General features: G+C 38.1%; 26 protein-coding genes and 1 pseudogene. 6 read left to right on the top strand and 21 right to left on the bottom strand.

Annotated elements, in window-relative coordinates; translation table 11 throughout:
* Nucleotides 1–319: 319 nt before the first annotated feature.
* From ACZ5N5_RS09910 to modA, 7 genes and pseudogenes are all read right to left on the bottom strand, one after another.
* Complete coding sequence (locus ACZ5N5_RS09910; protein ID WP_464368343.1) at nucleotides 320–1399, bottom strand: PRK06851 family protein; 1080 nt, start codon at nucleotides 1397–1399, stop codon at nucleotides 320–322.
* Nucleotides 1400–1535: 136 nt separating this feature from the next.
* Nucleotides 1536–2519: a Gfo/Idh/MocA family protein gene (locus ACZ5N5_RS09905; RefSeq protein ID WP_109985847.1), complete on the bottom strand. Its 984-nt coding sequence runs from the start codon at nucleotides 2517–2519 to the stop codon at nucleotides 1536–1538.
* Between the two features lie 60 nt (nucleotides 2520–2579).
* Nucleotides 2580–2876: a YerC/YecD family TrpR-related protein gene (locus ACZ5N5_RS09900; protein ID WP_054788002.1), complete on the bottom strand. Its 297-nt coding sequence runs from the start codon at nucleotides 2874–2876 to the stop codon at nucleotides 2580–2582.
* Nucleotides 2877–2902: 26 nt separating this feature from the next.
* Nucleotides 2903–3934: a DUF3048 domain-containing protein gene (locus ACZ5N5_RS09895; RefSeq protein WP_464373718.1), complete on the bottom strand. Its 1032-nt coding sequence runs from the start codon at nucleotides 3932–3934 to the stop codon at nucleotides 2903–2905.
* Between the two features lie 93 nt (nucleotides 3935–4027).
* Nucleotides 4028–5769 (bottom strand): annotated as a pseudogene (locus ACZ5N5_RS09890) (adenine deaminase C-terminal domain-containing protein).
* Nucleotides 5770–5863: 94 nt separating this feature from the next.
* Entirely contained in the window at nucleotides 5864–6514 is a 651-nt protein-coding gene (gene modB / locus ACZ5N5_RS09885; protein WP_109985844.1) for a molybdate ABC transporter permease subunit, read from the bottom strand.
* Nucleotides 6489–7262 (bottom strand): molybdate ABC transporter substrate-binding protein, encoded by a 774-nt coding sequence (gene modA, locus ACZ5N5_RS09880; protein ID WP_464373717.1) that lies wholly within the window; start codon nucleotides 7260–7262, stop codon nucleotides 6489–6491. Before modA ends, modB begins: the two co-directional genes overlap by 26 nt.
* Nucleotides 7263–7370: 108 nt before the next feature.
* On the opposite strand from modA, the gene moaC reads away from it, so the two are divergent.
* The 3 genes from moaC to ACZ5N5_RS09865 all read left to right on the top strand — a co-directional run bounded on the left by moaC (nucleotide 7371) and on the right by ACZ5N5_RS09865 (nucleotide 9116).
* Nucleotides 7371–7853: a cyclic pyranopterin monophosphate synthase MoaC gene (gene moaC, locus ACZ5N5_RS09875; protein ID WP_109985842.1), complete on the top strand. Its 483-nt coding sequence runs from the start codon at nucleotides 7371–7373 to the stop codon at nucleotides 7851–7853.
* A 113-nt stretch (nucleotides 7854–7966) separates the two neighbouring features.
* Entirely contained in the window at nucleotides 7967–8494 is a 528-nt protein-coding gene (locus tag ACZ5N5_RS09870; protein WP_464373716.1) for an RNA polymerase sigma factor, read from the top strand.
* Nucleotides 8487–9116 carry a hypothetical protein gene (locus ACZ5N5_RS09865; protein ID WP_054788006.1) on the top strand — a complete coding sequence of 210 codons (630 nt, stop codon included), beginning with the start codon at nucleotides 8487–8489 and terminating at the stop codon, nucleotides 9114–9116. Before ACZ5N5_RS09870 ends, ACZ5N5_RS09865 begins: the two co-directional genes overlap by 8 nt.
* A gap of 88 nt (nucleotides 9117–9204) precedes the next feature.
* Here ACZ5N5_RS09865 and ACZ5N5_RS09860 read toward each other — a convergent pair whose 3' ends face one another.
* From ACZ5N5_RS09860 to ACZ5N5_RS09800, 13 genes are all read right to left on the bottom strand, one after another.
* Nucleotides 9205–9999, bottom strand: coding sequence for an SDR family NAD(P)-dependent oxidoreductase (locus tag ACZ5N5_RS09860; RefSeq protein ID WP_464373715.1), 795 nt, complete (start codon nucleotides 9997–9999; stop codon nucleotides 9205–9207).
* A 29-nt stretch (nucleotides 10000–10028) separates the two neighbouring features.
* Complete coding sequence (locus ACZ5N5_RS09855) at nucleotides 10029–11045, bottom strand: AraC family transcriptional regulator (RefSeq protein ID WP_464373773.1); 1017 nt, start codon at nucleotides 11043–11045, stop codon at nucleotides 10029–10031.
* Between the two features lie 472 nt (nucleotides 11046–11517).
* On the bottom strand, nucleotides 11518–12030 hold the full coding sequence (locus ACZ5N5_RS09850; protein WP_109985838.1) for a MogA/MoaB family molybdenum cofactor biosynthesis protein: 513 nt from the start codon (nucleotides 12028–12030) through the stop codon (nucleotides 11518–11520).
* Nucleotides 12031–12043: 13 nt separating this feature from the next.
* The gene (locus ACZ5N5_RS09845) at nucleotides 12044–12901 is read right to left on the bottom strand and encodes a hypothetical protein (RefSeq protein WP_464373714.1); all 858 of its coding nucleotides are present in this window, start codon (nucleotides 12899–12901) and stop codon (nucleotides 12044–12046) included.
* Nucleotides 12888–13802: a WD40/YVTN/BNR-like repeat-containing protein gene (locus ACZ5N5_RS09840; RefSeq protein ID WP_464373713.1), complete on the bottom strand. Its 915-nt coding sequence runs from the start codon at nucleotides 13800–13802 to the stop codon at nucleotides 12888–12890. Before ACZ5N5_RS09840 ends, ACZ5N5_RS09845 begins: the two co-directional genes overlap by 14 nt.
* 175 nt (nucleotides 13803–13977) lie before the next feature.
* Nucleotides 13978–14826, bottom strand: coding sequence for a VOC family protein (locus ACZ5N5_RS09835; RefSeq protein WP_054788012.1), 849 nt, complete (start codon nucleotides 14824–14826; stop codon nucleotides 13978–13980).
* A 115-nt stretch (nucleotides 14827–14941) separates the two neighbouring features.
* Entirely contained in the window at nucleotides 14942–15634 is a 693-nt protein-coding gene (gene narI / locus ACZ5N5_RS09830; protein ID WP_109985835.1) for a respiratory nitrate reductase subunit gamma, read from the bottom strand.
* A gap of 23 nt (nucleotides 15635–15657) precedes the next feature.
* Nucleotides 15658–16251 (bottom strand): nitrate reductase molybdenum cofactor assembly chaperone, encoded by a 594-nt coding sequence (gene narJ / locus ACZ5N5_RS09825; protein WP_109985834.1) that lies wholly within the window; start codon nucleotides 16249–16251, stop codon nucleotides 15658–15660.
* Nucleotides 16248–17750, bottom strand: coding sequence for a nitrate reductase subunit beta (gene narH, locus ACZ5N5_RS09820; RefSeq protein WP_109985833.1), 1503 nt, complete (start codon nucleotides 17748–17750; stop codon nucleotides 16248–16250). The genes narJ and narH overlap by 4 nt, the downstream gene beginning before the upstream one ends.
* Nucleotides 17740–21417 (bottom strand): nitrate reductase subunit alpha, encoded by a 3678-nt coding sequence (locus ACZ5N5_RS09815; RefSeq protein ID WP_464368353.1) that lies wholly within the window; start codon nucleotides 21415–21417, stop codon nucleotides 17740–17742. The genes narH and ACZ5N5_RS09815 overlap by 11 nt, the downstream gene beginning before the upstream one ends.
* Entirely contained in the window at nucleotides 21407–21682 is a 276-nt protein-coding gene (locus ACZ5N5_RS09810; protein WP_054788014.1) for a hypothetical protein, read from the bottom strand. The genes ACZ5N5_RS09815 and ACZ5N5_RS09810 overlap by 11 nt, the downstream gene beginning before the upstream one ends.
* 24 nt (nucleotides 21683–21706) lie before the next feature.
* Nucleotides 21707–21991, bottom strand: a complete 285-nt coding sequence (locus ACZ5N5_RS09805) for a hypothetical protein (protein WP_054860939.1) — start codon at nucleotides 21989–21991, stop codon at nucleotides 21707–21709.
* 15 nt (nucleotides 21992–22006) lie between these two features.
* On the bottom strand, nucleotides 22007–22432 hold the full coding sequence (locus tag ACZ5N5_RS09800; RefSeq protein ID WP_342767762.1) for a hemerythrin domain-containing protein: 426 nt from the start codon (nucleotides 22430–22432) through the stop codon (nucleotides 22007–22009).
* Between the two features lie 196 nt (nucleotides 22433–22628).
* On the opposite strand from ACZ5N5_RS09800, the gene ACZ5N5_RS09795 reads away from it, so the two are divergent.
* Genes ACZ5N5_RS09795 through ACZ5N5_RS09785 form a run of 3 tightly spaced genes read left to right on the top strand, consistent with a single transcriptional unit; the run spans nucleotide 22629 to nucleotide 24952 of the window.
* On the top strand, nucleotides 22629–23243 hold the full coding sequence (locus ACZ5N5_RS09795) for a TetR family transcriptional regulator (RefSeq protein WP_054860938.1): 615 nt from the start codon (nucleotides 22629–22631) through the stop codon (nucleotides 23241–23243).
* Nucleotide 23244: 1 nt separating this feature from the next.
* Nucleotides 23245–24183: an ABC transporter ATP-binding protein gene (locus ACZ5N5_RS09790; protein ID WP_464368354.1), complete on the top strand. Its 939-nt coding sequence runs from the start codon at nucleotides 23245–23247 to the stop codon at nucleotides 24181–24183.
* Nucleotides 24167–24952 carry an ABC transporter permease gene (locus ACZ5N5_RS09785; RefSeq protein WP_464373712.1) on the top strand — a complete coding sequence of 262 codons (786 nt, stop codon included), beginning with the start codon at nucleotides 24167–24169 and terminating at the stop codon, nucleotides 24950–24952. Before ACZ5N5_RS09790 ends, ACZ5N5_RS09785 begins: the two co-directional genes overlap by 17 nt.
* A gap of 63 nt (nucleotides 24953–25015) precedes the next feature.
* On the opposite strand, the gene purD is transcribed toward ACZ5N5_RS09785, so the two are convergent.
* Nucleotides 25016–26269, bottom strand: a complete 1254-nt coding sequence (gene purD / locus ACZ5N5_RS09780) for a phosphoribosylamine--glycine ligase (protein WP_277678904.1) — start codon at nucleotides 26267–26269, stop codon at nucleotides 25016–25018.
* Between the last annotated feature and the right edge of the window lie 23 nt (nucleotides 26270–26292).

Raw genomic sequence — 26292 nt, 5'->3', positions numbered from 1 at the left:
GTGTGCGTTATCCCTTGGATAAAGAATATTTCGGACAGGCGGTAGCTTGATATGTACGTTATCTCTTGGATAAAGAACATTTTGGACAGGCGGTAGCTTAAAATGTACGTTATCTCTTGGATAAAGAACATTTCGGACAGGCGGTAGCTTTGAAATGTACGTTATCTCTTGGATAAAGAACATTTCGGACAGGTGGTAGCTTTGAAATGTACGTTATCTCTTGGATACAGGCGGTAGCTTATGGGAGAGAATACAAATGTCGTCACTGCATAAACCATGAAGCATCTTCTTTTCCAATGCTTCATGGTTATTCGCAAAGCTAACTATTTTTCGCTAGCTTAGCAATCTCCCTATTGATAGCTATATCCATTTCATCAATTACCGAAAAATCAACGGCATCCATATACATAGCTTCTAATTGATCATTCAAAGACTTTGCCTTTTTCAAATGAGCAATACCATCCTTCATCCTTTGCTTATAGCTTTTTGTATAGTATATAATATCAGATTCATACTTTTCATCTGTACCAGGGGTGATGGTTAGCTTGTATAAATCAACAATTTCATCTCCCTTTCTCTTAGGAAAGTATTCATGCGGATCCGTACTATCAAATAAACATACACTAAGCTCCCGAATCACTACCATATCAACACTTTCTGGGTCAAAGCCACAATGATAAACTTCTATATCGAATCCACGTTCTTTACTTGCTGAGACTACTTTCTTTAAAAGTGTTGATTTTCCACTTCCAGCACGCCCTTTAATAAAATAACGCTTTGTCAATCCATCGGTAATTGATGGAATAAAATCCACAACACCTGCAGGGGTAGAGGCACCGAAGAAACGATGGCGAATAATTGCATTTTCGTTGTTACTCTTTTTATCAAGTAAAATTTCTTGAATTAATTCGTCTGTTACTTGATTGGCCTTATTAAAATCCATTTCCTTAATATATATATCCTCTAAGTAATCATGAATGTGTAGACCATCTGCAAAGCAATCATATGCTGCTTGAAATGTCTCTGAAATTTTTGCATGTAATTCCTGCCATTCGGTATGCATAGCTTTTAACTTTGCTTTATCTAAAGCTGCTTCAAAATCCACATAGTGAACCTCTGAAATAGGTGAAGTAGATGTATCAAAAATCCCAAATTGAAGTGCTGGAATAATAAGGCCAGCTAACGAATCATTATCAGATGAACTATGAATTCTCTCTGTATAATATCCTTGTTCTGTCCATGTATCAGCTAACTTTTTTATCATCGAGGATTTTAAAGTATGAGGACCACCCTTTAAAAGATAAATATTTTCTAATCCTTGCATATTTGATTCAAACAAATTATAGAATCCTTTTGCCGTATTCCCACTTGCATAATAATGCATCCCTTTCCCAGACAAAAATCATCACCTCTTTGAAAAAAGATTTACACATTAGCCTATGCAAATGTTTCAATTTCTGATACCACGTATTCATCTTAGTATTTCTCAACTAAAAAATCCCCAAAAGATCACAGCCTTTTGAGGATTTGACTACTTATTTATCTGCTGGAAACACGAGCCCTATATCTTCACGTGCTTGATCTAATACTTTCATTGTTTCTAAGGATAATTCCCAGGTGTTTGTACTATTTTCGATTTCGCCTTTTTGTACAGATTGAATAAAGGATAAGGCTTCATAATACATAGAATTCTCAACTTGATCCGTAGTTAGCTTTTCCTCTGTGCCGTCATGATAAACAATTTTCACATCTCGCATATCAGAAAATTTTCCGATAACAATCGAGCCTTTTTCTCCTTGTATCTCAGATGGTAATTTCGAGTTTGTAATCTTCGAAAACATGGCTACACCATTTAAAGTAGGATAATCCACTGTAACAGTACCTTCCCCATCTACTCCTGAATCTAGCATATAACCAGTTGCTTTCACTCTTTCTGGTGCTCCAAATAAAGCTACCATAGGGTATAGACAGTACACTCCGATATCCATTAAGGAGCCATTTGATAATTCTGGTTTGAAAGCATTTAAGACAATACCTTCTTTGTATTTATCATACCTGGAAGAATACTGACAAAAATTCGCTACATAGCGACGGACTGGCCCTATTTTATCCAGACTCTTTTTTACAAGATCGAAGTTTGGAAGGTGTGTCGTTTTCATTGCTTCCATTAAAGTAACATTGTTAGCCTTCGCTGTTTCTATCATCGATTCTACTTCGCGCTGGTTGGAGGCAAACGGCTTTTCCACTATTACGTGCTTTCCAGCCTTCATACAGGTCATGGCATGCTCAGCATGAAAAGCAGTCGGGCTTGCAATATATACAGCATCTATTACATCACTTTCTGCAAATACGGATAAATCTGTATAGGTTGATGTCACACCATATTTATTTGCAAATTCTTTTGCATTTTCTTCTGTTCTTGAATAAACAGCTGTAAGCTGAAAATCCTTTATTTTCTGCGCCCCATCAATAAATCGATCTGTGATCCAATTAGTTCCGATTACACCAAAACGAACCATTACTATCCTCTCCTTTTTCACACATGAAAAAGAGTCCCCCAAAAAAGAGAGGCACCCTCTTTATTCTTTTTCTTTTAAACGATCGAGTACGATACGATAACCGTCATTCCCATAGGCTAGACATCTTTTCACCCGGGAAATAGTTGTCGTTGATGCACTAGATTCCTTTGCAATAGCTGTATAAGTACTACCTTCGTCTAACATCTTCGCAACTTGTAAGCGCTGTGCTAATGATTGAATCTCATTCATTGTTGCAATGTCATCAAAAAATCGATAGCATTCTTCTCGATCCTTTAACGTCAATATGGCATCAAATAACTGATCTAGTTGTTCGCCACGCAATTTATCGATTTGCATGGAATAATCTCTCCTTTTATTCCATCTTATTCACTCGTTACCTCTACTCCATCAATGCCTGGGGATGTTGGAATAACATTAATCCATGTTTTCCCTGGAACTAGTGGAACAGGTTTTCCATTCTTCGTTGGGATTATTCTATCATCAATTCGCTCCCATTGCACGTGTTGTACTTTACCCTTTTGGAGCAATAAAGCGTCCCCGCCAGATTGTAAGTCAATTTCACGTCTTCCCGCATTATCGACAACCTCATGTGCCGTTTCTAAAATAAAGACATTATCTATTTCTACTTCTTCGCCAGTAGCCTTTTCAGTCGTCTCTGTTCCACCATCGTAACGAATATATTTTTCATTGGTAGATTCATAGATATATTGAATAGGATTTCCGATATAATCAAACTGGACATTTGTTGCCGGGTCACCTTCTACAACTTCCTCTGTACTTAAAAAGGAAAACGGTGAGTAGCTTCCTTCTATTTCGTATCCCTTTTCTTCCGCTTCCTCATACACACTGTCAATTAACACATAAGAATTATGTGGTGCTACACGATCACTAGAACGTTCGAATAAAACTTTATCATTATCATAGTAGCTACCATTTAAATGATCGGCTGCACCATTTTGAAGCATTTGTTCAATAAAGTCAGCCGCTCCGTGGTAAATATAAAGCGCACCATAATCATTAGCAAGATTAAAATAATACGGTCGCGCACTTCTGACAGGTCCTACTTTTTCTGGGAGATTACTATGAAACAAGGCCATAAATCTCGTAATATTACCCTCAGCTAATATTTCAAAAACAATATCTGCCTGTGAAAACCCCGTTTGTGGTCTTGCCTTCGGATGATTGTTTATCATAATAGCTAGCATTCGATTCGGCGGTTCGCTCTCTAACTCTAGCCCAGTGAGTGGCGCAATGATTGGTTCCGTCTCCTCGACTGGCTCTTCCACGGGGGCTTCTTGTTCTGGTTCCTTTGGATTGGATGTCTCTTTTTCATTAGTTGAGCAAGCCATTAACAATAAAGAAAAAACAAGAATAAGCATAATTTTCCATTTCATAATATAATCCGCCTTCCCTCAAGATTCTTTGAATAGAAAATGAGACATGCACTATAAGTACATGTCTTATCAACCATTTCATTATAGCATTGATTAACGCATAATCGCAGGAAATAAGATATCTTTTTTCTTGACATCAATTATTCCTAATGGAGTTATTCGAACAAAAGGTAGATGCATGGAAGATAAAAATAATAAATTGTATGGAGGATCCTCATATTTATAGCCATGTTTTATTAAAATTTCTTTTAGTTTTTCATCCTCTTTAATAAGAGCTGACATTTTTCCATCATACATCATTCCAGCTATATTTAATGGTAATTCAAAGATTACCTTCCCTTCGTTCACTAGCACAATGCCTCCACCAATTTCTTTCATTCTAGAAAAGGCAAGCATTAAATCTGATTTACTCTTACCAATTAATACAATATCCCCTGTCAGAGAATAAGAGCTTGCCAGACCACCCAAGGTCTCCGTGAATCCCTTGATAATTGTATTTACTCGCCATTCTCCTTCTCGATCAATCAACATGAGAAAAGATTCATCACATGAATTCATAATTTTTTCTGTATTGGCATCAATGGAGATAGGATATGGCTTCATAATCACATCATTTTCCATTCGAAGACCAACAGGCATCGAAAATTGCAAATCACTCTCTGACAAATGCCATTTTAAATCTAACTTGTCAAGACCGTATTTGCCCCAATCTATTTGTTGATTATGGTTTATCATCTTACCATCACGCTTAAGCCATTGACCCTTAGCAATTACAGAAATTGGTGTTGCGTTATCCTTTGCTTCCAAGATATTAAGATGAGCGACACGACCTGGTGCTATGCCACCTAAACGCTCCCCCAAATGAAATTGCTCTGCTGCATTGTAGGTTGCCATCATATATGCCTCAATCTCTGGGACTCCGTTATCAATAGCAATTTGTACACACTCGTTAATGATCCCATTCTTATAAAATGATGGAGTAGATCCATCTGTTGTCATGGTTAAATGATCATAAGAAGTTAGCTCTAATTCCTGTAATTCTTGAAGTAATTTTGCTAAATCAGGTCTGACAGAAGAATTACGTAATCCAACCCGATAGCCCATTGCCAAGCGGTGGAAAACTTCCTCACCTGATAATGCCTCATGATCAGAGCTTGCCCCTAAGAGCTTAAGCTTTACTAACGTTTTTTCGGATGCACCCGGAAAATGGCCTTCGACAGGCTTACGTAATCGCTTCGCCTCCTGCATCCAATAAAGAATACGATCGTCATCCTTCATCACTTGTGGCCATGCTGTTAATTCCCCACCTTGAACAACAGCATCATGCTGGAGCCATGCTTGGATATCCTCATCATTAAAAATCTCTTGCTCTTCGTTGATTTCGGATTGTGAATCAAATCGTGCCCACCAGTACATGGATACCGGAAGCTGCATAAAGTCTTCCAATAATGAGAACGCTTTATTCCTATCCATTAAATAAAGCCATGGCAGGTTATCGTTCATTAGTGTTGTAGTTCCTGTCTGTCCTGCAAACATGGCTAATTCATACGGATTATATAGTTGAAATGGATGGACATGTGGTTCAATATAACCAGGTACTACATATTTACCGCTACAATCCACCACCTCCATACTTGTCATGTTTAGAGGCAATTTATCCCCTACGTACACAATGCGATCCTTATAAACCCAAATATGGGCTTCTATCCACTTTCGTAAGAACACATTTAAGTATAGGGCATTTTCAATACCATTGTCGGTAGTTCTTTTCCATCAATAACCGCTACCTGCTTCCGAATTTCTTTATTACGCCATCTATATAAATGCTCACTCATGCTAATCTCCTCAACTTATATTTAATTTAAGTCTATTGTAGCATGGTTTGGTAGCGTTTGCATTGTGTGTTTTTGACAAAATTTCAACGATTGTTTAGGCAGATTTACGTATAATTCCGATCATAATGAAAGAAACGACAATAATCGACCATACCCAAGCCCAAGCCAGACCCATTTTGTTCGATTCAAACGCTACATAAATGGCCATCGGAACGGTTTGGGTTGTACCTGGAATATTGCCCGCAAACATTAAGGTAGCCCCAAATTCACCTAATGCTCTAGCAAATGCTAACACAACGCCTGTCATCGTTGATTTTTTTATTAATGGAAGGGTGATATATCGAAACACTCGCCATTCCCCAGCTCCATCCACTCTTGCCGCATCCTCAATCGCAGGATCCACAAGAGAAATACCTGTTCGAACCGATTGATACATTAATGGAAAGGCAACGACAACTGCTGCGATAACTGCCGCCCAGATCGTGAACATGATAGTTTGATCAAAGAAAAAAGAACTGATCTCGCCAAATACCCCATTGGTACCAAAAATAATGATTAACAAAAAGCCAATCACCGTCGGAGGCAGTACAATTGGTAATAGTAGAATCGTATCAAGGACCACTTTCCCTTTAAATATTTTCTTTTCCATTACCCATCCAATAAGCATCCCTAATATTGTCACAATAATTAAGGAAATAAAGGAAATAAAAAGGGATAATTTAATTGGTTGAAAAAATGCTTCCATCTATGTCACCATCAATTTCATTAAAACCATATTCTTTAAATATCTTAATCGCTTCATTTGATTGTAGAAATGTTAAAAAAGAGTTGGTCGTATCCTTTTCTTTAGAATTATTAATGATCCCTACTGGATAAATAATTGCATCATGTTCTCCAATGGATAATTCTTCATTAACCATTACTTTCTCTGATGGAAGGGCATCTGTTTTATACACTATTCCAGCATTTACGTTTTCACTTTCTACATATTGTAATACTTGACGAACATCCTTTGTAAAAACGAGCTTATCCTTTACTTGATCATACAGCTTTTGGGAGGTAAGAGCCTGTTGCGCATAGGCTCCAGCTGGAACGGTTTCAGGTGTTCCGATCGCTATTTTGTTCATTTCTTCGATACTCTCTACTATTGCTTGATCCTTTGATTGAATCCATACAAGCTGATTAGATAATAGTGGAATCGCGTCCTCCTTATCAATCATTCCTTCTTCAACCACACGGTTAAACATCTCTAAAGAAGCGGAAAAAAATAAATCAACTGGGGCTCCTTGAATGATTTGCTGACTAAGTGTTCCAGATCCACCTAAATTGACATGAATTTCCACATTGGGATGGTCTTTTTCATAGACTTCTATTACCTCATTTAGAGCATCCGTTAAGGATGCTGCTGCGGAAACAGTGATTTCCTTAGATTCTGTCGAACAACCACTCATGATAAAAAGCATGAAAATTAATAAGTATTCAGCAAATTTCATTATGTGACCTTCTTCACTAATTCATTTTCTCTATTATAACACGTTTCTTTTCTGAATTAGAATAATGTATAATAGTATTCAAATAGTGTTCAAAGGTTGGTGACAATTATGGGAAAATTTTCACACATTAACGAACAAGGTAGAGCAAAAATGGTCGATATTACCGATAAAAAAATAACAAGTAGAACAGCAATCGCTAAATCTAGTATTCAAGTAAATAAAGAAATTTATACAAAAATAGTAGATCAAACAATTGGTAAAGGGGATGTGCTGTCTGTAGCACAGGTTGCTGGAATTATGGCCGCTAAACAAACCTCGACGATCATCCCTATGTGTCATCCATTACCACTTAGTGGGGTAAATATCGAGTTTGCATGGAGTACGCTGGATAATGGATATGATTTAATCATAACGGTTGAAGCGAAAACAAAAGGAAGTACAGGTGTGGAGATGGAGGCACTTACTGCTGCATCTGTTACCGCACTAACGGTTTATGATATGTGTAAGGCTGTCGATAAGGATATGGTGATTGGAGAAACCTACCTAGTCGAAAAGACTGGCGGAAAAAGTGGTCCATATATAAGGGGATAGAATAGCATCTGGCTTAAGCTCAGATGCTATTTTATTTTTATGAGAAAAAGTGTAACTTTAATGTAATGAATCCGTTGTTATAGTAGAAACCAAGAATAAGATCAGAGAAAGGAATGGAGGTTTTGGATCACAACAAGTACCAACATCTGCTTAATCAATTGTATGATGCATACCATAACGATATCTTTCAATATGTCTTTTTTATGCTAGGGGATTATAACCAAGCAAGAGATATCATGCAGGATACCTTCCTACAAGCGTATCACCATTTGCAGACATTCCAGGGGGAAAATTACAAAGGCTGGTTAAGCCGCATTGCACGTAATCTTACGATAGATTATGTACGTAAACAGAGACCGATTGCTTATTTCTTAGAGGTCGGGTCAACATCCAATATAAACGAGAGTTCACCCGAACAAATCGCGATGATGAATGAATCTGAAAAGGAACTATATTTAGCGTTAAGTAACTTAAAGCATCATTATCGAGATGTGATCGTATTACGCAAAATAAAGGAATTATCGATAAAAGAAACTAGTTACATACTAGGTTGGTCCGAAAATAAAGTAAAGGTCAATTTATTTAGAGGGATGAAAGCATTGAAAAAAGAATTAAACAAGGTGGGATATATTCATGAATAAAGGTAATTATCAAAAACTTGATAATGATTTAAAGCAATTGAATGCCAAAATCCATCTATCGAAAAAGGAAAAGGAAGAGAGTTTTTCTAAAATAAACAAAATGATTGACGAGCCGGTTAAAACGAGCAGACACTCACGAATAAACTGGAAAATGTCGATGGTTACGATTGCTGCTCTTATGATAATTGCTTTATTAAGTGTACCTACCTTAATTAATCCAGATCGATATTTAACCGATCCACCAAATGCCTCTTCTCAAGATTCCACGATCAAAACAGATGAAGGGATGGAGTTAATCGTTGAGCACCAGGGTAATTTCACGATTCACCATATACGTCTTGTAGTTTTCAAAGATGGAAAACAGGTCACTTCACCAACTATGATGAATGCCGATATGTCCAACCTAGCTAAAGATTCTAATATGATATTTCACTTCCTTGAGAAGGATTTCCCGTTCGATGGTGAGATGAAAGTAGAAGTTGTTATCTTCCAATCAGAACAGGATAATGTTGGTATAACTCTCAAACCAAGTATGATAATAGAAGCAACTAAAGGTGCGGAGTATCATTTTGCCATAACAGGCTCAACTATAAAACAAGCTAGGTTAATGAAAGTGGAGTAATGGTAGATGTCTAAAACGAAAGGAAAATCCGAACTCAATCTTTGATTTGGATAGAGGTTCGGATCCCTTCCTGTAGAGAAGATATTTTTTAATAAATAGTCGGCACCATTCCCCCATCCATACGGATTGGAGATCCTTTAAATGCCGCTATATAGGGACTACTTAAAAATGTCGTTAATCGGCCTATTTCATTCGGCTTGATAAACCTCTGAAGTTCAGATTGCGGCAGATTTGTTGTCATAAATGCTTTCTCTTTATCTGAAAATGACATCTCTTTATTCGAGTACATACCCTCAATGATTTGCTGAACATTCTCAGAAAGGGTTGGTCCTGGCATAATCGTATTGACTGTCACTTCCGTTCCTCTTGTTAATTTCGATAATGTTTTTGACAAGGATAATAGCATAGATTTTGTCATACAATACTGAGGCATTTGCCCTGAGGGCATCATTGCTTCTTCACTTGCAATAAAAATAATGCGTCCAAATTCATTTCTTAACATACTTTGTAGATAAAATTTTGATAATCCATTTGCAGCAAGCACGTTTGTCCGAAAATATTTTTCCCATACCTCATCTTCAATATCCTCATATTGCATAATTTCATAGATTCCCATGTTGTTAACTAAAATATCAATATTTGGGTATTTTTTAAATAAAGCTTCTCTTTTTTTGCTATCTACAATATCTGCAGTGGCATTTTGAGGAGAGGTAGCAGGAAATTCTAATTTTATTTCTTGAACAATCCGTTCTACCTCCTCATTACTTCGTCCATTAATGAGTACATTTACTCCTTCTCTGGCAAGCTCAAAAGCAATTGCTTTACCGATTCCTTTCGTCGATCCTGTAACTAAAGCAGTTTTATTATTTAATCCCATATCCATGGTAATGTTCTCCTCCTAAAAAAGCATTGTTAGATTTTTGACTCTGTTTCTCTATGATCATCACGCCAGTTTGAAGGGGTATCTCCTTCCCAATGACGAAAGGCTCGAAAAAAGGAATTATAATCTTCATAGCCAAGCAAAAAAGCCACTTCTTTTAAATCAAGCTTTAGATCTGCCAAGAACTCTCTTGCCATCTCATGTCGGACTTGTGTCAATAGATCGTTGAAGCTAGTGCTTTCATCTTTAAGCCGACGCTGTAAAGTACGCCCACTCATCCCTAATTCGTTGGCAATAATTTGAATGTTAGGACGTCCTCCTGAAAGACTGCGTTTCGTGATCCACTTCACCATCTCTTTAATCGAACGATTACTTTGTTCAGCCTCTAATGATTGGTCTAATACTGGCGTAAGTATCTCCAATAATTCTGCATTATACGATTCAAACGGTCGATCCAAATCTTTCCGTTCTAATATTAATCGGTTACTTGTGCCGCAGGTCTTCACACGACAACCGAAATAGGATTCAAGTGCTTGTACATCACCCATTGATTGCGCGAATTCGACACTCTTTGCAGCCAAAGGTTGCCCTGTACCTCTACGCCCTAGTTCTAATAGAAATGCTAGTGTGATACCAATTAACATCGGTGGACCTGCTTGCACGTTATCTGACTCTGACCAGGCTAATTCGATGATACAATGATCCTTCTTCTCTGTGATACGTAAAGCTTCTGGAGGACACATTCGTTTGTATCGAGCCATTCGATGTAAAGCATCACGATAGTCTCGAGCATGATAAGTCGCTAAAACAGTTGGCGGGTAAAGCGTTGTTTCAAACCCAGATGCGAGCTTAATAATTCCTTCGGCTGTGTCATCCATCAGATCTGAGTATGCCTGCCAGATCGCGAAATATTGGTCGTTCGTAACAGCTTGTTCTTTTATGATAGTTAAAGGTAGGTGAGCTTTTCGAACAACATCTTGTGCAGTAATCCCTAATTGGGCTATTCCTTTCCAAAAGCCTACAGGGAATTTTATTCGTTTTTGAGGCATCATAGGTAGGTGCCCTCCTTATGCATTGCTTATATTTCATGCTGAAATGTATTGACGCCTATATATCATAATAGCTTCTTTATTTAACATTGTAACTAGTAGAAAGCGACATTTCGCTTGCACAGTACGCCTAGTGACGAAAGATCTCCATCAAAAAAGTAATGTTTTAGTTAGCAATAATAAAGCTGCCATTATTCTAGGCAGCTTTTAGATTAACATTTAGAAGGAGTGTTGCTTTTCTTCTCCCTTAAACTGGCTCTTCTTTCTTTTGAAAACTATGAAAACAATTAAGTTAACAAGGAATAAAATCAACATGATGAATATATCTAAACTTTTTAATGATATGAATTCATCACCTGATTCTAATACGATATAAATCCTAACGAGTATTCCTAAGATAGTACCAATCATAACACCGATGGACGATTTTATCATATAATGAATAAATTCTATTCTCAGTTAGGACACCCCCTCATTTTATATCCTTATAGATTTCCCTCATCACATGTCCAAGCTCAGGAATGATTAATCTATCCATCGCTAATTGAACTGCTCCTGAAGAACCTGGTGTTGCGAAAATGGTTTTATTTCTTATAACTCCAGCAGTTGCTCTTGATAAGATCGCTGCCGATCCTATATCTTCTTGAAAGCTTAACATTCGAAAGATTTCACCGAATCCTGGCATCTCTTTTTCTAGCATATTGTTCACTACTTCTATTGTGACATCACGTTTAGCAATCCCTGTTCCTCCATTTAACAAGATGGCCTCAATACCTTCCTGTTCGATTCCTCGTTCGATCGCCTTTTGGATTTCTTTATACTCGTCTCTGACAATTTCATAAGCATTCACCTGATGATGATTTCTTTCTAAAAAATCGCGCATCAGTCTTCCACTTTTGTCCGTTTCTTCAGTTCTTGTATCACTGACTGTGATGATTTTACAAGTAATTGATTTTGGTGCTTCTTTCTTATGTAGTTGTGACATATATATTTCCTCCTTACTCTTTTACAAAGGATAGCTTTACTGGCTGATTATTTGTGAGCACTGCTTTCGATAAAATAATATTACCGGAAGGAGCCATAGTTGCTGTATCAGATGATTTTTGGAAGTTTTCGTCTAATGCAATTGTCCACTTCGCTTCACCATTTTTCGATAATACTAACGCCAATGTTCCAAATTGTTCGATATTTTCCCAGTTAAATAAAGCTTCTTTTGTTCCTTGCTTTATTAAAATTCCATCTGAGGAAGATCGTACTTCCAATTGATCTGACTGCCATCTTCCGTGAATTTCTGCACCCACATAGTAGTAGCTCATTCCATCACCACGATCACCAAATGTAGCAACAAACTGTTGAATCGATCCATTAGATGCCTGATATGTAACGGCTGCCACATCATTGACTAACCAATCTATTTTCAAGTCACTTTGAATTAAGTCTGGTAAAGTTTCTTTAGCCTGACCTAAAATTTTGTAACGCGACCTATAATATACACTCTCTCCAGTGCTAATATTATGCTTAATCGAAAATACATGGTTCCTATCTGGAGAAATACTGGTAACATTCCTAATTTCCTTTTGATCATTTTGCATGAAAAGGAGATGAATAATCGTAAATAGTAGCACAAAGCAACTCATAGAAATGATCCACGATTTCTTAAATGAAACAAATAAAAAGAGTGCCAGCAAGATAAAAATAAGACATACGATATTAATGATATAAAATAGGCGATGATCAATATATTCTAACTGGTATTTTTGTTGTACATATAGACTACCTATTTGTAACAAAAAACTGCCTAATGCTATTAGCAAACAAATCCATCCAAGGAAGATGGATAGCTTATGCTTCTTCATTCGGTTCAACCTCCATCAAAAATTCCCATGTAAGCCCATTGTCTTTGGAAATAAATTTACCTTTCACCTTACCACCCATGTAATCTCCAGATGGCCCTTGATGAATAAGAAGTGCTAAATGGTCATCTTCTATAAAGGGAACCTCAGCAATAACAAATATTCTATCATATTTATTAGGCATATTTATTTGTGCTTTTGTCCAGCTATTTCCCCCATCCTGGGATACATGAAGCTCAGGTGCCTCTGGGTTTAAAATTCCAAAGGATAAAAAACCTGTTTGATGGTCAACAAATCCTCCATCTGCTATGAGTCGCGTTACACCAGGATGATTTGTTTTTTGCCATGTTTCGCCACCATTAAATGTGAGATAGACAAACGATTCTTCCTGACTCATCGCCTTATCTCCAGTGAAGATGGCATACCCGAAGCTAGAATCAATAAAGTCTATCTTTCGAAAGCGCATCGGAAATGGTGAATTTCGCACTATTGCCTCCTGCCATGTCTCCCCTTTATCCCTTGAATAGTGAAATACAATATTTCCCGCCTTTGAATATAGAAATCCAGTTAATTCTTCTGAAAAAATGAAGCTGCCTTCTTCTAATTCTTGCTCGTTCCCTCTATAGGTTATTTCAAATAAATCTTGTTTTTCAATTGGTACCTTCATCCAAGTTTCGCCGTTATCGTAAGTCATTTGCACCTCATCATTTTGAAGGGAATAGCCAAGCTTCTCTGTTACCCCGATCGGTTGTAATGGCTCTGGTTCTTGCTGTGTTTGTGGGGTTATATTTTGTTGAACAAGCTGATCTGTGGGTAGTGTAGGTTCGCTATTTTGATAGTAAATAAGGGTAAGTATTAAAGTGATTCCAATTATGGTGGCGATGCTTATGATTGCTTTTTTCATTCAAGGATCCTTCCTTCTAACAATTTTCTCTTAACACTAATTCTAACACATTTTTCCAATGTATAAGTGTGGAGTCTTACAGATGATTAATGCTGTGAAAAATAAAATAAAAAGAATCCACTTTTATAAATAGATTCTTTTAATTTGTTTCGTATTAAATTTAATTATAAACTGCTTAAATAGATAGAATAATCTGATTTCCAGAAGGATCCTCTGTAATTAATTTGCCTTCTTTCACATCAACTTTTGCGCCTATTGCTTTTAAGTTTGTTGCAACCTTTTGTAGTGTCGCTTTATCTGGATATTTAATAGTATAGCATTTAAGTCCAACACTATTCCTTACTGGTCTTGGTGCACCTACTCCATTCCATGTGTTCAACCCAATATGATGGTGGTACTTTCCTGTTGAAATAAACAGAGCTTGATCGCTGAAGCGTTCAACTACTTCAAAGCCTAAACCTTGCCTATAAAATTCCTCGGTTGTAGCAAGATCTGCGACGTGAAGATGAATATGTCCCATCACTGTATCCTTAGGGAGCCCCTTCCAGCCATGACGACTACCTTGCTTTAATAAATCCTCGAAATCTAATGGATCGACGGCCATTTTTACCTGCTGATCCTGCCATATCCATGTGGATGGATCTCTATCAGTATATACTTCAATGCCATTTCCATCTGGATCATGAAAATAAAGTGCCTCACTGACCAAGTGATCAGAGGAACCAAGCCTTATTCCTCGTTCAACACAATGATAAACAAAATCAGCAAGGTCCGAGCGTTTTGGCAACAGGATAGCAAAGTGATAAAGACCTGTAGTTCTCCCTTGTTGTGGTAGAACATCTTCGGGTTGTTCAATGGTTAATAAGGTATTCTTGCCATCCGCTGTTAGTTTTGCTAATGTTTTGGTTTGTTCTAATATAGTAAATCCGACCACTTCTTTGTAAAATTGAACAGATCGAATTAAATCTTCTACTTTCAAATGAACATGACTAACAAAGGTAATCGGTTTTTGATGAAAGTTCATAAACTTCCTCCTTTTCGCTAACTTACTTTATGTAAGTAATTATACTTTTGTAAGTTTATGAAGTCAAGAAAAACAAATGAAGCTACCAACTATTCTTGATTGGTAGCCAGATTTATCATTTTCTCACCTGATAACCGGATCGTGATCGATATTGCTGTGGTGATCTTGCTAAATAATGGATAGGAGCACTGTAGATATGAACTAAATGCGTGAAAGGAATCGATGCAAATAAGCCAAAGGATGCTACTACATGTACCTTAAAGAGAGTAGGGACTTCTGCCATTAGGTGATACTGTGGTTGAAATGCGAACAAGCTTCGGAACCATGGTCCGATCGTAGTCCGGTATTCATAGGCTTCTACGGTCGTATTATAAACAATCGTCATATAGGTACCGATTCCAGCTACTATAATTAAAGCAATCACAGTGAAAAAGTCAGCAAAGGTAGCATGGATTCTGACACGATCCATTGTAACCTTGCGAATCAACAAAATGATAACACCTGCTACTACCATTAGACCTGCAATTCCTCCACCATAAATAGCCCCAATATGATAGAGATGATCACTAATCCCAAGTGCTCGATAAAACTCGATTGGGATGATTAGCCCCATCGCATGACCGATAATAGCTAAGAGAATTCCATAATGAAAAAGTGGTGAACCAATTCGCAACCATTTTTTCTCGAGAAATTCTGTTGATGGCGCTACCCAAGTTTTTTGTCGATACATAAAACGATACAAACAACCTAAAACCATGATTGTTAGTGTAATATAAGGAAAAACCACCCACAAAAAGATATCTAACATTTTGTTTTCCTCCCTAAGAATAGCTAGTTATACAGCAATGGGTATGGTAACTCATCTAGATCCGTTTTTTCACGATCTCGCTCCATTTGCTTTAACTCTTCTTTTGTTGGTGCTTGGAATACATCTGTCATTAATAATGAAATCAGAGGATAATACGGATTATTTTCTGGCAATTGATTATAAATAATTTGAGTGGCATTCCCTAATCGCTTCCACAAACGAATGGCATCATCCGTTTCATCCATAACCGCCACTAATTCATATAACATCGGCATATAATCCGCTAATTCACCATCTCTCCTGTCAAAACCAGCTTGGTTGATGATTTTCTGTAATTTAACTAAAGCCGCGCCTCTTTTGGGACTGTCCCCAATCTCGTGAGCTGTTAAATATAATCCGATTTTTGCCTTGAGATCAAATGTATCTACATAAAGTTTTTCTAGCTCTAAGAAGTTCATTTTTTGAAGTGGACTTAACACGTTGACAACACGTTCCTGGTCTTTAGACCAAATCGTTGATTGTCTAGTCCATGCTAGAGCATATTCGAGACTTTTCTTTGATGGATAATCTAACAATCGAGCTGCTATTATTAATAATTCTGCTTCTTTTTGTTTCATGCATCTTTCCCTCTTTCAAATGGATAGGTAACCATACCTTCAGGTGGAGCTATTTCCTCTAAACTACATGCACCTTGTTTGTAAAATAAATCATCCTGCATTTCTCTTCTTCCAGTTGGGATGACAAAACGATCTTTATATTTTGCGACTCCGAGTAAATTTGCCATCTCCTCTATTTGTTCTTCAGACATATCAGCAGCTTTTAATAAATCACTTTCACTTAATGGGTCAATCCCTCCTACTGTCTTTTGACGCATATGCACGCGCATGGCAGTTAATTTAAGTAAGACATTACGAATGACATCGGTATCTCCAGCTGATAAAAGTGATGCTAAATATTCTACCGGTATTCGCATTTGATCAATTGCAGGGATGTAACCATCTGTGTTTAATTCTTCTTCATTAGTAATGTGGTTCATAATCGGGCTGAGTGGCGGAACATACCAAACCATTGGTAAAGTACGATATTCCGGATGTAATGGTAAAGCAATTTTCCATTTCATCGCCATTTTGTAAATAGGCGAATCCTGAGCCCCGGTAATCCATTCTTCGTTTATCCCAGCTTCTTTTGCTTTTTCGATCACTTCTGGATCAAACGGATCGAGGAAACAAGCCAATTGAGCCTCGTATAATTCCTTTGGATCTTCTACAGATGCCGCTTCTTTCACTTTATCAGCATCATACAAAACGACCCCAATATAACGAATACGTCCGACACATGTCTCGGAACATATCGTGGGCAAGCCTGCTTCTGTTCTTGGATAACAGAAATTACATTTTTCTGCTTTATGTGTGTTCCAGTTATAGTACACTTTATTATATGGGCAGCCATTCATACAAAAACGCCAACCACGACACTCATCCTGATCAACTAGGACAATGCCATCTTCCTCCCTTTTGTACAATGCTCCTGAAGGACAGGATGCTACACAAGATGGATTTAAGCAATGCTCACAAATGCGTGGCAAGTACATCATAAAGGTTTTTTCATATTCCATTGCAATATGTTCCTGCAGTTTCTCGACATTAGGATCCATTGGTACCACTTCACTACCACCTGCCAAATCATCGTCCCAGTTCGATCCCCACTCTGGTTTATCTATATATTTACCTGTAATCATAGACTTGGCCCGAGCAACTGGTAAACTGTCCCCCTTTTTACGATGGATCAGATTCTGATAATCATAGGTCCAAGGCTCATAATAATCGTCGAGGGTTTCCATATCAGGATTATAGAAAATATTTTTTAATTTAGATAATGGACCACCTGCACGTAGGCGGAGTTTTCCATTACGATACACCCAACCCCCTTTATACCGATTTTGATCTTCCCATTGTTTTGGATAGCCAGGGCCTGGACGTGTTTCTACATTGTTAAACCACATATATTCTGCCCCTGGTCGATTTGTCCATGTTGTTTTACAGGTTACAGAGCATGTATGACATCCAATACATTTGTCCAAATGCATGACCATTGCTACTTGCGCTTTAATCCTCAAGCCAGTTGACCTCCTTCATCGGTTTAATAATAGCGATTGTATCTCGTTGGCTTCCCGTAGGCCCATAATAATTAAAACCATAGCTTAACTGCGAATACCCACCAATCATATGAGTTGGTTTCGCAGTAATTCTAGTCACACTATTATGTGTTCCACCACGCTTTTTCGTAATGGTCGTTCCAGGTACACCCATTGTGCGATCCTGTGCATGGTACATATAGGCCATCCCTTCTGGAATTCGGTAGGTTAACACTGCACGTGCTGCCACTACGCCATTACGGTTATAAACCTCAATCCAATCATTATCCTTTAGCCCGATTTTGGCACCATCTTTTTCATTCATCCAAACAACCTGCCAACCTCTAAATAACTGGACCATTGGAGTAGCTTCTGTGAACATCGTATGAATACCCCATTTCTGATGTGGGGTTAAATAACGAATCGTAAGTGATGGTTGATCATGCTCTGCTTCTTTTTCTCCCTTAATATAAGGTCCATGGGCAAGTGGTGGTAAATAGGTTGGCAATCCTTCGCCAAAGTCAAGCATCATTTCATGGTCTAAGTAAAAGCTTTGACGACCCGTTAATGTACGCCAAGGAATCTTATATTCCTTATTAACCGTAAATGGGGAATAGCGTCGATGGTCTTTTTCTAAGCCACTCCATACAGGTGTAGAAATGGTATGTCTTGGCTGTGCTGTCAGATCATCTAAGGTGAAGGCCTCTTCTTCTCTAGTTTTAGAGATTTCAGCTAATGGCTGACCTGTTTTGCTTTCTAATGATTTCCATCCTTCCACCGCTCGTCTACCATTAGATGCTCCAGACATAAGCAGAATAGCCTCGATCGCATCCTTGTCTTTATAGAGCTCAGGATGACCTTTTCCAAGTCCCTCCCGCTTGGACGTTCCCAATCGTTTTTCTAATTCTTGATAGACCTTTTCCCCAGGGTAGTGCACTCCCTTCATTCCATAGCCGTTCTTTAATGTGTCACCAATTGTCGTCATTTTATCATAGGTCTTGCTATAATTTCTTCTAACCACTTGCATGCTTGGCATGGTCTTTCCTGGGATAGCCTCGGTCTCTCCATTACGCCAATCCTTAATTTCACCGAATGGTTGGGCTATTTCTCCTGGTGAATCATGGCCAAGTGGTGACATCATTAACTCCTCTGTCTCTCCAGGCAAATGCTCTGCTGCCAATTCTGAGAAAACCTTCGCAATTTCGCGGAAAGTATTCCAATCACTTTTGGCTTCCCATGGCGGGTTAACTGCAGCATTAAAGGGATGAATAAATGGATGCATATCGGTTGTGGAAATATCATATTTTTCATACCATGTAGCCGCTGGTAACACAATATCAGAGAAAAGCCCAGAGCTTGTCATTCGAAAGTCCATACTGACAAATAGGTCAACCTTCCCTTCCGCCCCTTTTTCGTTCATATGGACAGATTCCGGTCGCCAGGATGTGCCCTCCTGTGCCAATACTTGATTATCGCCACCAATAAAATGTTTTACAAAATATTCGTGACCTTTTCCACTATCCCCTAATAGATTAGAACGCCAATTGAAAAAGACCCGCGGGAAATTTTGTGGATTATCAGGGTTTTCGATTGCCCAATCAAGTTCTCCCTTCTTCAATTGGTCTGTTACTCTTTGAATAATTTCTTGCTCATCCTTAGCACCTTGTTGACGCGCTTGTGCCACAACATCGATGCTATTTTGCGTTAATTGTGGATATGATGGTAACCAGCCAAGTCTCGCCGCTAAAGTATTTACATCTGCTGGGTGCATTTTCATATACTTGCTACGCCAATTATTTTCAGGATATGCCTGACTTTCTTCATAACGGTATTGATCTGTTGCAAAATAAAAGAAGGATGTTCCATTTTGCAAACGAGGGACTTCCCCCCAATCCCTAGCAAAGGCTACTTGCTGCCAGCCCTCCACTGGTCGCACCTTTTCCTGACCAACATAATGAGCCCATCCACCACCATTGACACCTTGTGACCCTGTAAGCAAAATGAGATTTAATATACATCGGTATATCTGATCACTGTGGAACCAATGATTTGTACCACCACCCATGGCAATCATGGATTTACCTTTTGTTCTTTCTGCATTGTCTGCGAATTCTCTTGCTACTTGAATCACATGCTGTTTTGGTACTGTTGTTATACTTTCCTGCCACGCAGGGGTATATGGTTTGGGGTCTTCATAATTTTCCGGATAATCTCCTGACAACCCTCGCGGTACGCCAATATGGGCCATCATTAAATCATAAATCGTTGTGATATACTTTTGCTCACCATCTTTTAGTTGTATCTCCTTTACCGGAACCCCTCGCTTTATCACGTCACCTTCTGCTTTTGCAAAATAGGGGAACTCTACTTCGATAACGGTGTCAGATTGGTTGATAAAGCTTAATTGAGGGTCAATGACTGTTCCATCCTTTTTGGTTAGCTCTAAATTCCATTTACTTGATTCATCCCAACGATGACCTTGGGTTCCATTTGGTGTCTCCCAGTGGTTAGTTGTTTGATCCCAGACAACTGGCTTCCACTCGCCTAATTTATGGTCTTCAGACAAATCCGATGAACGAAGGAAACGACCTGAACGAAATTGACCATTCTTTTGATCAATGGTGATTAAAAAAGGTAAATCAGTAAAACGCTTGGCATAATCTATGAAATAGGGGGTTTGTTTATCCACATAAAATTCTTTGAGTATGACATGTGTCATTGCCATAGCTAATGCTCCATCTGTACCTGCACGAGCTGGCAACCAAAGATCTGCAAACTTTTCGTATTCTGCATAATCAGGACTAACACCAACCACTTTGGTTCCATTGTAACGAGCCTCCACCATAAAATGAGCATCTGGTGTTCTCGTCTGTGGTAGATTTGTTCCCCAAATAATAAAATATTTAGAGTTGTACCAATCAGCGCTTTCTGGTACGTCCGTTTGATCCCCCCATACTTGTGGAGAAGCTGGTGGTAAATCAGCATACCAGTCATAAAAGCTTAGGATCGTTCCACCAATTAATGATAAGAAACGGGTTCCTCCAGCATAACTAACCATAGACATCGCTGGGATAGGGCTAAATCCAACAATTCTATCAGGGCCGTATTTTTGAATTGTCGCAATGGTCGCACTTGCAATTATTTCACACACCTCTTGCCATTCCGCTCGAACAAATCCACCTTTTCCACGTGCTTTTATAAAGCTATCACGTTTCTTTGGATTTTCTGTGATATTTTTCCATGCTTGAACAGCATCCTGGCCTATCTCCCTTTCTTCCTTCCACATTGCGTATAAATCACCACGAATATACGGATATTTAACTCGTACAGGACTATAGGTATACCAAGAAAAACTAGCACCTCGTGGACATCCACGAGGCTCGTATTCAGGGAAATCTTCCCCTGTTGAAGGATAATCCGTTTGTTGTGTTTCTGAGGTAATGATGCCATCTTTTACATAGATCTTCCAGCTGCAGGAGCCAGTGCAATTTACACCATGTGTGGATCGGACAATTTTGTCATGACCCCATCTATTTCGATAGATTTTTTCCCAATCGCGCGGACGTTTACTTTCTTCCGTAAAACCTTGGTTAATCTTTTGACCAGGTGTTAAAAATTTCAAATGTTTAAAAAGGGGATTATTCTTCATTTCTATCACCTATTTTTCTTAATGGATTAAATCTTTCCCCTACTAGTTTAAAAGGATGGTTACCTTCCTGAAGTTCTTCCATAAATACACGGAGAGTAGGAGCATTGGCAGCTACTAAAATGAGTCGCTGCAATGTTTCGAATTCGCTAAGTTGATAGAGATGCTCCTCTAATTCTTCGGGAAGGACACCAAAACGCATCTGTAATATTTCAATCAAATCTTGACGATCATCACCCATTTGAGCTTCTTGCTCATATAAAAACATAGTAATTCCCTCGCTTTTAGAAAGTTATAGCTTCATCATCTTGAAATAATCCTGAATCATCGTTTCTTTACATGTTTGGCCAATTTTTGTACAAAAGTTTAAATAGTCTTGATCTCTTTCTTCTAAAATCTTGACTGGAAAACTTTGCTTCGTTACATGCTGAAAGTTTTCACCAAAGTAAATCTCAATTTCTATGTGATGATTTCCTTTTATCACATGTGCATCGATATCAAATGAATGTAGATTTTCCTTTTGAATCGTATCAAGCAACTGTTGGTATAAAAATGGAGAGAAGGATACTAATAGCAATACACTCACCTCCTATTAATGGTCTGGTAATACTTTCATTTCATCCTGATTATGTAATTCATCAATAATGATAAGTGCATGCAATTGTTGAATGATACCTTCATTCATCCCATTCGTACTTAATTCCTCTTTTAAATCGCTTACGATTCCTCGCATTAAATCATGGTCTCGCTTTAGTCCCATAATTTTTTCGTGTTTCTCGCTAGATTGGGCAGCAATCTCTTGATAAAGCCCTTCCTCTTCCGCATCAGCATGAGCGAGTGTTCTTGTTTGCCAATGCTCTATCGTAATAAAAGCCGTCTTTAATGCCCTTTCCTTATTACCATTTCTCCAAAAACGCTCGATAACATTCGTCAATTCTCTTGCTTCCTGCAATGCAGCATCATGAATGGCTGAATGACTATCTACTTTTCTTAATGCTGGTCCTGACAAGTGGTCCACCCCTTTTCATCCAATTTTTTATATTACTTATTTTTTCCATGTATTTATTGAAATATACCCTTAATACAGGGTGGCTTATTAGGATGTTAAGCAATTGAACTAAAAATAAATCTTTTCCTATTTGTTAAAAAGTAGTATAATCTTTATGAATATAAAATAATTTTATTCATAAAATCATATCGAAGGAGTGATTATTATGGCAAGAGGATTTAATGAACATGAGAAAGAAGTGATCACTAATTCTCTTATAGAACAAGCAAAAATTCTGTTTAGTAAGTGGGGTTTTCAAAAAACAAGTATTCTTGAAATCACTAAAAATGTAGGAATCGCTCAAGGAACCTTTTATAAATTCTTTCATTCAAAAGAAGAGCTGTACTTCATCATCCTAGAAAAGGAAGAAGAAAAGATTAGGGAGCAATTCACGAAAGTAGATATTTTCAAGGAGAAGCAACCAAAAAAAGCAATCAAAAGCATGCTTCGCGAATTGATTCATACGATTGAAACAAATCCATTAATTCGTGAATTATACATCGGCAACAACTTGCAGGAAATGCTAAAAAAACTATCACCAGAATTACTAGAGAAGCATTTTAAAAATGACTCGTCATCATTTTTACCCTTGCTTGAAAAATTAAAAAGGAAAGGATTCAAGATTGAAGAAAAACCAGAGGTAATAGCAGGACTGCTTCGTTCCTTGTTCTTGTTAACATTACACCAAAAGGAAATTGGGCTAGCAGTCTATCAGCAAACAATCGATCTCTTCATTGACCTTATCGTGGATGGTCTCATACAAAGTGAGGGAGGAAAGTAAATTGAGCGCCATTATCCAAACGAAGCATTTATCCAAAAGTTACAAAGGACATCAGGCAGTAAAGGATATTTCCTTACGAGTTAATAAAGGAGAGATTTATGGATTTATCGGCTTGAATGGAGCGGGAAAGACTACTATTATTCGAATGTTACTAGGAATGATCCGTCCTAATCAAGGTGCTTGTTATATAAATGGAGAGAAAGTTAGTTTAACCAATTCTAGTATATGGAAAAAGGTGGGCTATATGGTGGAAACCCCTTACTCCTATCCTGAGCTTACGGTTGAAGAAAATCTAAAAATCTATGGTCGTCTCAGATTGATTTCAGATCGACAGTCGATAGCAAAAGTGATGAATCAGCTTCAGTTAACAAAGTATGCCACCAAAAAAGCCAAAAACCTCTCTTTAGGAAATGCTCAACGGTTAGGAATTGCAAAAGCACTTCTGTCGAGTCCAGAAGTATTAATCCTAGATGAACCTGTTAACGGATTAGACCCAGCAGGTATTGTGGAGATACGAGAGTTACTTCAAGATCTGGCGTTCCATAAGGGGGTTACTATTTTGATTTCTAGCCATATTCTTAGTGAAGTGGCTAAAATCGCTACAAAAATTGGAATTATTCACGAAGGGCAGTTATTGCAAGAAATGGAAGCAACTAAATTGAATCAACTTCTCAATCAACGGCTTATTATTGACTGTATAGATAGAAGGTCAGCCATGTCTAAGCTTTTAGCCACTGGCTACACCTGTGCAATAAATAAGAATGGATTTATCGAGTTATACGACAAAGAAGCCATCTATCATCCGGAGGCAATATCTCGTTTTCTTGTATTCGAAGGCTTTCCACCATCTAGATTAACCGTGGAAGAGGAAGACTTAGAATCTTATTTTTTAAGAATCATTGAATCAAAGGGGACAAAATCTAATGAATTACTTTCTTAATGCTTTGTATGCCGAAGGGCTAAAGATTCGTAAATCTAAAGTAGTTTGGATTATTATGGCAGCTTTCACGATTGCACCATTAATGGCCGGATTTTTTATGTTTGTTTTAAAAAGTCCAGTGCTTGCAAAAAACGCAGGGTTACTCGGAGCAAAAGCCCAAATTGCTGGAGAAGCAAGCTGGCCATCATATTTAAGCTTACTTGCCCAAATCATTTCGGTTGGAGGAATTCTAATTTTTGGCTTTGTTACAAGCTGGATATTCGGTAGAGAATATGCTGACAAAACCGCTAAGGACCTCTTGGCACTACCTTATTCAAGATCCATTATTGTGACCGCAAAATTTTTAATAGCTATGCTTACAAATTTCTTATTAAGTATCTATATAGTCTGTCTCGGTATCTTTATTGGTTTGATGTTAGGACTTCCTCAATGGTCTCACGAAATATTCACACAAGGTCTTTACGTACTATTAGTGGTTACTATACTAACGATACTCCTAAGCTCACCCGTTGCTTTCTTTGCATGCTACAGTGGTGGTTATTTAGCTCCATTAGGCTTTGTTATTTTAACATTGGTCTTATCTCAAATAATTGCAGCTGCTGGCTTTGGTGATTTCTTCCCATGGTCTATCCCTGCAATATACAGTGGTATTGCAAGAGAAGCAGGCGCTATAGGGTGGAATTCTTTCCTTATCATCCTCGCAACAGGTTTAATAGGATTCCTTAGCACATTATATTGGTGGCTTTTTACAGTTCAGCATGAAGGTTAGTAAGTTTAAAAAACAAACCTCCGACAACGGTCCGGAGGTAATTTGGTTTTCTTTTGTTTACATTTATTTTATAAATCCAATATCCTTGCGATAAAAGAATGCATCTGTTTGATCGAATTTTTCGAGATATTGATAGATTTGCTGTTGTGCTTTTTCAGGAGTATCTTGTATAGAAGCTACTAGGAGAACACGACCTCCTGTTGAATGAAAATTACCATCTTCTGAGCGTTCTGTACCAGCATGGATGACATAAACTTTGTTGTCATTTTTTAAATCTGGGAGTGTCACATTTTTTTCATAGGCTCCTGGATACCCTTTAGAGGCTACCACCGTTCCAATCGCATAAGCATCCTTCCATTGGAGCTTTGGATCTTTTCCTGCGGTAACGTCTTCGATAACTTGGATAAGATCATTCTCTAGTAATGGTAAAACAACTTGAGTCTCTGGATCACCGAAGCGTGCATTGAATTCAATAACCTTCGGACCTTCTTTTGTTTCAATTAATCCACCATATAGTACGCCTGTATAGGTTCTACCTTCTTGCTTCATTCCTTTTGCAGCTGGTTTCAAGATTTTGTCTACAGTAAATTCAACATGCTTTGGATCTAGATCTGGTACTGGTGAGTATGCTCCCATTCCACCAGTATTCGGTCCTTTGTCATAATCATAAGCTCGCTTGTGGTCACGCGCAGGAATCATTGGATAAACATTCTCACCATCCACCAATGCGAACAAAGAGAATTCCTTACCATCCAAGAATTCCTCGATGACAACTCGACTACCAGCTTCACCAAAGCGATTACCTACAAGCATGCTTTCTACAGCATCAAATGCCTCTTGCTCTTCCATTGCGACTACGACACCTTTTCCTGCTGCAAGTCCATCTGCTTTAATCACAATAGGTGCACCTTCTTGTTTTATGTATGCTTTTGCTTTCTCTATATCCGTAAACGTTTGATATTTTGCTGTAGGAATATCGTATTGTTGCATAAATGCTTTGGCAAAATCCTTACTTCCTTCAATGATTGCAGCAGCCTTTGTTGGACCGAATATCTTCAAATTCTTTGCGCGAAAGGCATCGACAACACCAAGAGTAAGAGGAATTTCTGGCCCAACAATTGTCCAGTCGATTTGGTTTTCTTCTGCAAATGCGGCTAATTCCTGAATCGCATCATCTTTAATTGGGACACAGGTGGCATCCTCTGCAATACCACCATTTCCTGGTGCAGCAAAAATTTCCGTTACCCGTTCACTCTCTTTTAACTTTTTTACAATGATATGTTCTCTTCCACCACTGCCAATTACAAGTACCTTCATCCAATCACTCCCTATAATTTATA

The sequence above is a fragment of the Gracilibacillus sp. JCM 18966 genome (assembly GCF_055392695.1).
Note: the sequence above shows the minus strand (reverse complement) of the source record. Positions and strands in the feature narration are given on the sequence as shown.

Excerpts from the sequence above, each read along its gene's own strand:
- ACZ5N5_RS09905 (WP_109985847.1), bottom strand. The coding sequence starts at position 2,519 with ATGGTTCGTTTTGGTGTAATCGGAACTAATTGGATCACAGATCGATTT.
- ACZ5N5_RS09900 (WP_054788002.1), bottom strand. The coding sequence starts at position 2,876 with ATGCAAATCGATAAATTGCGTGGCGAACAACTAGATCAGTTATTTGAT.
- ACZ5N5_RS09895 (WP_464373718.1), bottom strand. The coding sequence starts at position 3,934 with ATGAAATGGAAAATTATGCTTATTCTTGTTTTTTCTTTATTGTTAATG.
- modB (WP_109985844.1), bottom strand. The coding sequence starts at position 6,514 with ATGGAAGCATTTTTTCAACCAATTAAATTATCCCTTTTTATTTCCTTT.
- modA (WP_464373717.1), bottom strand. The coding sequence starts at position 7,262 with ATGAAATTTGCTGAATACTTATTAATTTTCATGCTTTTTATCATGAGT.
- moaC (WP_109985842.1), top strand. The coding sequence starts at position 7,371 with ATGGGAAAATTTTCACACATTAACGAACAAGGTAGAGCAAAAATGGTC.
- ACZ5N5_RS09870 (WP_464373716.1), top strand. The coding sequence starts at position 7,967 with ATGGAGGTTTTGGATCACAACAAGTACCAACATCTGCTTAATCAATTG.
- ACZ5N5_RS09865 (WP_054788006.1), top strand. The coding sequence starts at position 8,487 with ATGAATAAAGGTAATTATCAAAAACTTGATAATGATTTAAAGCAATTG.
- ACZ5N5_RS09860 (WP_464373715.1), bottom strand. The coding sequence starts at position 9,999 with ATGGATATGGGATTAAATAATAAAACTGCTTTAGTTACAGGATCGACG.
- ACZ5N5_RS09855 (WP_464373773.1), bottom strand. The coding sequence starts at position 11,045 with ATGCCTCAAAAACGAATAAAATTCCCTGTAGGCTTTTGGAAAGGAATA.
- ACZ5N5_RS09850 (WP_109985838.1), bottom strand. The coding sequence starts at position 12,030 with ATGTCACAACTACATAAGAAAGAAGCACCAAAATCAATTACTTGTAAA.
- ACZ5N5_RS09845 (WP_464373714.1), bottom strand. The coding sequence starts at position 12,901 with ATGAAGAAGCATAAGCTATCCATCTTCCTTGGATGGATTTGTTTGCTA.
- ACZ5N5_RS09840 (WP_464373713.1), bottom strand. The coding sequence starts at position 13,802 with ATGAAAAAAGCAATCATAAGCATCGCCACCATAATTGGAATCACTTTA.
- ACZ5N5_RS09835 (WP_054788012.1), bottom strand. The coding sequence starts at position 14,826 with ATGAACTTTCATCAAAAACCGATTACCTTTGTTAGTCATGTTCATTTG.
- narI (WP_109985835.1), bottom strand. The coding sequence starts at position 15,634 with ATGTTAGATATCTTTTTGTGGGTGGTTTTTCCTTATATTACACTAACA.
- narJ (WP_109985834.1), bottom strand. The coding sequence starts at position 16,251 with ATGAAACAAAAAGAAGCAGAATTATTAATAATAGCAGCTCGATTGTTA.
- ACZ5N5_RS09815 (WP_464368353.1), bottom strand. The coding sequence starts at position 21,417 with ATGAAGAATAATCCCCTTTTTAAACATTTGAAATTTTTAACACCTGGT.
- ACZ5N5_RS09810 (WP_054788014.1), bottom strand. The coding sequence starts at position 21,682 with ATGTTTTTATATGAGCAAGAAGCTCAAATGGGTGATGATCGTCAAGAT.
- ACZ5N5_RS09795 (WP_054860938.1), top strand. The coding sequence starts at position 22,629 with ATGGCAAGAGGATTTAATGAACATGAGAAAGAAGTGATCACTAATTCT.
- ACZ5N5_RS09785 (WP_464373712.1), top strand. The coding sequence starts at position 24,167 with ATGAATTACTTTCTTAATGCTTTGTATGCCGAAGGGCTAAAGATTCGT.
- purD (WP_277678904.1), bottom strand. The coding sequence starts at position 26,269 with ATGAAGGTACTTGTAATTGGCAGTGGTGGAAGAGAACATATCATTGTA.